General features: G+C 39.5%; 7 protein-coding genes. 4 read left to right on the forward strand and 3 right to left on the reverse strand.

From position 1 onward, the window contains the following. Together JR005_RS07605 and JR005_RS07610 are read right to left on the reverse strand one after the other, a co-directional pair. Window positions 1-389 (reverse strand): chromate transporter (locus JR005_RS07605; protein WP_228731794.1); only part of this gene is annotated, 389 nt, incomplete at its 3' end. Between the two features lie 2 nt (window positions 390-391). Further along, window positions 392-961 (reverse strand): chromate transporter, encoded by a 570-nt coding sequence (locus JR005_RS07610; RefSeq protein ID WP_026039864.1) that lies wholly within the window; start codon window positions 959-961, stop codon window positions 392-394. 103 nt (window positions 962-1,064) lie between these two features. Here JR005_RS07610 and JR005_RS07615 point away from each other — a divergent pair, with 103 nt between their 5' ends. Together JR005_RS07615 and JR005_RS07620 are read left to right on the forward strand one after the other, a co-directional pair. After that, window positions 1,065-1,964 carry a LysR family transcriptional regulator gene (locus tag JR005_RS07615; protein WP_004992531.1) on the forward strand — a complete coding sequence of 300 codons (900 nt, stop codon included), beginning with the start codon at window positions 1,065-1,067 and terminating at the stop codon, window positions 1,962-1,964. Window positions 1,965-2,317: 353 nt separating this feature from the next. Next, window positions 2,318-3,322, forward strand: coding sequence for a hypothetical protein (locus JR005_RS07620; protein ID WP_218664822.1), 1,005 nt, complete (start codon window positions 2,318-2,320; stop codon window positions 3,320-3,322). Window positions 3,323-3,417: 95 nt separating this feature from the next. Here JR005_RS07620 and JR005_RS07625 read toward each other — a convergent pair whose 3' ends face one another. Then, complete coding sequence (locus JR005_RS07625) at window positions 3,418-3,996, reverse strand: DJ-1/PfpI family protein (RefSeq protein ID WP_004994917.1); 579 nt, start codon at window positions 3,994-3,996, stop codon at window positions 3,418-3,420. 293 nt (window positions 3,997-4,289) lie between these two features. Here JR005_RS07625 and JR005_RS07630 point away from each other — a divergent pair, with 293 nt between their 5' ends. Further along, a complete protein-coding gene (locus tag JR005_RS07630) occupies window positions 4,290-5,009 on the forward strand; it encodes a hypothetical protein (RefSeq protein WP_227613794.1) in 720 nt (239 codons plus the stop codon). An 80-nt stretch (window positions 5,010-5,089) separates the two neighbouring features. Next, on the forward strand, window positions 5,090-5,462 hold a 373-nt coding region (locus JR005_RS07635), incomplete at its 3' end, for a hypothetical protein (RefSeq protein ID WP_218664823.1).

Raw genomic sequence — 5,462 nt, forward strand, 5'->3', positions numbered from 1 at the left:
TGTGCAATCATCCATGCGCTGACAAGCACCAAGCCTACGGTAATGGGTTTAAGTGCTTGCTCAAAGCGGCTTCTAAACGGATGATTCTTAAAACGTTGCCAAAATTTGAGTGCGTAGACGGTAATCATCGATGACGGGCCAAATTTAGCGATAGAAGTTACCAACAATCCAGCAGGCCCTGCGACATGCCAGCCAATCAGAGGAACAATCATCATATTTGGCCCTGGTGCAGCCTGTGCCATTGCAAACAATGAGCTAAACTGTTCAGCGCTCATCCAGTGATGAATATTTACCACCTGATGCTGCATTTCGGGAAGAATGGCGTTGCCACCTCCAAAGGCCAAAACAGACAGTTGAGTAAATACTAAGGCTAGAGTTATGAGTACCAAGATCATGATTTTTTTACTCTCAGAATCAAAAAGTTAATGGTGAGTAAAATAACTAGGGTCAACGCCAGTGGTAGCTTAAATAACAGCATAAAGATAAATGTCAGCGTGATCGTCAGAAGGGTGAGCTTGCTTTTTAATATAGGACGAAGCATTTTGAAGCCTGTGGCGAACAAAAGTCCTGCTGCCGCAGCGGCTAATCCTTGAATAAGATGTCTTACTACCGTTAAGTATTGAAAATGTTCATATACCTGATAGATCATTAAGACGATTACAGTTGGAGCAAAAATCAGTCCTAATACCGAACTGATGGCACCTTTAATGCCTTGAAACTGCATGCCAATTGCCACTGACATATTAATGATATTGCCACCGGGTAATAACTGGCAAATGCCCAGTAAGTTGGTAAATTGGCTTTCATCTAGCCATTTTTGTTGCTCTACAATCATACGATGTGCCAGCGGTAACACGCCGCCAAAACCCATCAAACCCAACTTCATAAATCCGCTAAATAAAGCCTTGCAATCAGGAGTTATCGATTGTTCACTCGCTATTGGCATGGCTTGAATCTTCACTGCGTCACCTTTTATCGTCTAAGCTGATAGGCATAGCATGAGCCGATTATGATATATTTACCAATGCTATTTTTGGCATAAAACATACTCAAAAAGTATCGCTATGATTGATATACATAAACTGAATGCTTTTGTTGCTGTGGTTGAAGAAAGTAATATATCTAAAGCTGCGGTTAGGCTGCATATGCAGCAGCCTCCTTTGACCAGATTGATACAAAGTTTGGAACAGGAACTCGATACCCAGCTCTTAAAAAGATTGCCACGTGGGGTGGAGGCAACAGAAGCAGGTAAAGTGCTTTATCAAGAGGCGATTACCATTTTGGCTCATGCACAGTCGATCCCCAGACGCGTTCAAAATATTGCTCAGGGCAAAGAGGGACAATTGAATGTGGGCTTCACTCATTCTGTTGGATTGCATCCCTTTTTGCCTACGGTGTTAAGAGCATTTCGTGATCAATTTCCTCAAGTCTCTATTTATCTGGAAGAAGAAAGTAGCAGTGCCTTAATTGATGCGGTCATTAATGAAAAACTGGATATCGTATTTTTACGTAAACCTGCGCCAAGGCAGCGAAAATTGCGTAGTCAACATGTGTTGAACGAGCCCTTAATGGTGGCTTTACCCAATAATCATTGTTTAGCTCAAACTGATGGCGTGATTCAGTTATCTGACTTGGAACCTTACGAGTTTGTTCTTTATCGGCGTTTAGGCGGGCAGGATTTATTTGATAATATTATGGCAAGTTGTTATCAAGCTGGATTTAGTCCTCACGTGGTACAGGAAGCGCCTCGTTTGACTTCCAGTTTAAACTTGATTGCGGCAGGGATTGGTTTATCAATTGTGCCTGCATCGATTCAAGATTTCTGGAATAAGCAGATTATTTATAAATTACTTGAAGCCAAAAAACCATGTATTGCGCCGATCTATGCTATCTACCGTGCAGACCAGATGAATATTCGGGTTCAGCATATTTTATCCTTACTTCAAGCTTCGTATGGTAAGTAATAAGGTTTAAGTTAAAGGATGAAATTAGCCAGTAATTTGATAGAGCTTATGACAGGGCTTAAGTAACTCATCTGTTATGTAGGATTCAAACGATCGAGCATTACAAGTCGCATTAAAGCGAAAAACTTACTACACGATCAAACATTTCTATAAAAACCTCATATATCCTGAGTGATACATATTTCATTGTTTACGAGATGAAGAGAAAAAAGTTGGCATTTTAGTCCTATTTTTGAATACGTCATCAAGTTTGGTTTCACTTATATTTTAATAAAAATCAAATCATTAGATTTATTTGATTATATTTTTTGCTATATTTTAGCGATAAAAAAAAAGGACTGAGAAAAAGTAACGTGAAATCTAAATTATGGCTATGGATTGGGTTGAATGTATTGTTGTTGCACGGATGTGCATCTACACCTAAAAATCATGCTGATTCAATGCAGCTTTTTGCATCTCCTCAGGATTTGATCGACCAAAAACAATTGAATGGTGCAACAGGCATTTCACGTGAATATATCTATGACTGGGGACAACAACAACCCAATATTGAACCAGAATCACTTTATCCACGGAAATATTTAAGTCAATATTGTCATGCCAATGGTGGGAAATTTTCTGTGCTGCGTCATAGCAATCTGAGTTTAATTAAAGATCATTCAACTAAAAAAATATTGGCATCTCATCCAAATGTGAAGCAGGGAATAGGAGCCTATCAATGTGATTATGGGGCTGAAAAAAGCTGGATTGTTTCGATTGAACCGACTGCACAACGTAAAAATCTAGATCAAAATGCAACCAGTGTCGTGAGTTTACAAACTCGAATAATGACGCTTGAAGAAACTAAAACTTTTTATAGTAAAGCCAATCCTGTTTCTGCTATCTCACCTAAAAAAGGAGTAAGTAATCCGTCTTCGACCAAAAATATGAAGCATCAGTCTGACAAAGAGATTGAAACAAAAAAAGAAGCTGATCTTAAAAAAGAATCAGATGCAAAAAAAGAGACGAAGCCTGTACCCATCGCTCCGATCAAGATGCCAGAAAAAGTGACTGAAACACCTCAATCACAACAATTAAAATACTATGTCGCCGCACGTAAAGATTTGAGCAAGGGACAAAACCAGATTGTTGCCTGCAATAATGCTGAAAAAGCCTATAGCTATGGCAAGTTGTATAATACCAATGGAAGCAATGTATATGCTGAATCTGGCGTATTGGTTGCAAAATGCCTAACCCATGTATCAGCTTATAAGAGCCGTTTTAGCAATCCTAAAGCTCGGGCAGTGGGGATTTTACAAAATCTAGCGACTCATCAAAATCATGCAGGTGCCCAAAATATGCTGAAACAGATTCAATAGTTTTCAGAGAATTAATATATTTCGTTTGAGCTTGTTGTATTGCCATATGTCAAACTCAAACGAAAAAGCCATATTAAATAATACTCATCGCCGTTCTACAGCGTAATTTGAGCTCCAAGTACTTTGACAAACTGAGAAAGCCATGCAGGATGTGCAGGCCAAGCAGGGGCGGTGACGAAATGTCCATCGGTGATGGCTTCTGTGACTGCAATATCTGCATACTGACCACCCGCCAATTTTACTTCGGCTGCACATGCAGGATAAGCCGAACATAAACGACCACGAATTACATCTGCTGCGGCCAATAACTGAGCCCCATGACAAACTGCGGCGATTGGTTTTTGTGCGCTGTCAAATTCACGGACAATGGCGACCACACGTTCATTCATGCGTAAATATTCTGGCGCGCGTCCACCGGGGATCACAAGCCCAACATAATCTTGTGTATTAACGGCATTAAAATCATAATTAATGGCAAAATTATGTCCACGTTTCTCACTATAGGTTTGATCACCCTCAAAATCATGAATTGCGGTTGCAATATGATCACCCGCCTTCTTTTCAGGACAAACTGCATGTACGATATATCCTAAGCCGGTCAGAAATTGAAAAGGGACCATCGTTTCATAATCTTCAGCATAATCGCCGACGAGCATTAAAATTTGTTTGGACATGCGTTAATCCTCTTTTGTTGTGTTTATTGCCAAGAAAAAAAGCATAAAAATTGATCTCAAGCGTGTATCAACCATAGCATAACCGCCTTGATGCTTTAAGTTATTCCTCTTGTCTCTTTAGTCGAATGTTATTAAGTTATTTTGCATTGCTAAAGTTGCTAAATAAAGTCATGAACATAAGATGATCGAACTTTACTTAAATTATGAGTCAAGAAAATGTGAACCAAAAGAGTGTATAAAATATGAATCATAATAATAAAACTTCCAGACAATGTATTTGGGCAATATTGCTAATGGCTATCACGATTACAGCCTCAGCAGCTCCATTCAATATTCTTGAGTTTAAGAAAAATCAGTTAAATACAATTGAACAAACGCAAATTTGTACACAACTAAAACTACTTTGTGATCAGACGGAACAATTACGCAGTCTTAAAGCACCCGATCACAAGTTGTGGTTGCTTAAAAATGATCGTATTGCCGTCTTTCAAATATCTCCATCAGGTTTGAAGCTTGGTGGTCAATGGCAACTTCCGCTTGCTGTAGAAGATACAAATGCTGACAATCAAGCCTTTATTTTCCCTAAACTTTTTCCAATGACACCAACGCGTTATGCCGTTGCGGTGATTGCACCCTTTTCAGAGATGTATTCAGGTGGAGGTGCGAGCATTGAGCGCGCTAGTTTTTATGAATTGTTTGAGCAGGGAAAAACACAACGCTTTATAACAGATTATCCCTTTAGTTTTAATCGTATGGTTCGAGCCTGTTTTTCAGAGCAGGACTATGAACAGGCGAAAGATCGATGTCATGATGAAGATGGTTTAAGTCTGGATATTCGCCCACTTAAACCGATGCTGTGGCAGTTCCGCTATCATTACCATCTAGATGTATCTCCTGTGTCTGATTCGGGTGAAAAATCTTATAAAGGCAGTCGTAGTCTAAATATTGATTTAAAACAGGCTCCGCAACAGCCAAATATTCCAGAAAATTGGAATTATGCAGGGCAAGAATAAGCACTTATTTACAGCCAAGTTACAGATGCAAGGAATCTAACTATGATAGAAATAGGGAATTGTTGATTGGAGTTAGATGAATGTCTCGCCTATATGCTGTGATTCGCCGTAAATATTCTATTCTTGGAACTTCACTTGTTCTGTTAAGTAGTTTGGGTGGAACTCAAATCGCGAGTGCTGGCCCCGCTGTCGATCAATTGAGTGATTGTCTGGTCAAATCGACGACTGCTACAGATAAGACTACCGTATTGCAATGGACCTATGCAGCATTATCGGTACATCCAGATTTAAAAGCGTTTAGTAATATTACACCTACACAAAAAGATCAACTTGATCAGAAACTTGCTCAAGTTTTACAGCGAATCATTGTTGAACAATGTTCGGCACAGACCAAAGCGGTGATTCAGACTGAAGGATTACAAGCGGTTGGACAGAGTTTTCAGCAGTTAGGGC

The organism is Acinetobacter sp. Colony158, assembly GCF_019264745.1.
GTDB lineage: Bacteria > Pseudomonadota > Gammaproteobacteria > Pseudomonadales > Moraxellaceae > Acinetobacter > Acinetobacter ursingii.

What these genes read in the sequence shown, in the direction of transcription:
- JR005_RS07625 (WP_004994917.1), bottom strand. Translation starts at nt 3,996, where the DNA reads ATGTCCAAACAAATTTTAATGCTCGTCGGCGATTATGCTGAAGATTAT.
- JR005_RS07615 (WP_004992531.1), top strand. Translation starts at nt 1,065, where the DNA reads ATGATTGATATACATAAACTGAATGCTTTTGTTGCTGTGGTTGAAGAA.
- JR005_RS07630 (WP_227613794.1), top strand. Translation starts at nt 4,290, where the DNA reads ATGGCTATCACGATTACAGCCTCAGCAGCTCCATTCAATATTCTTGAG.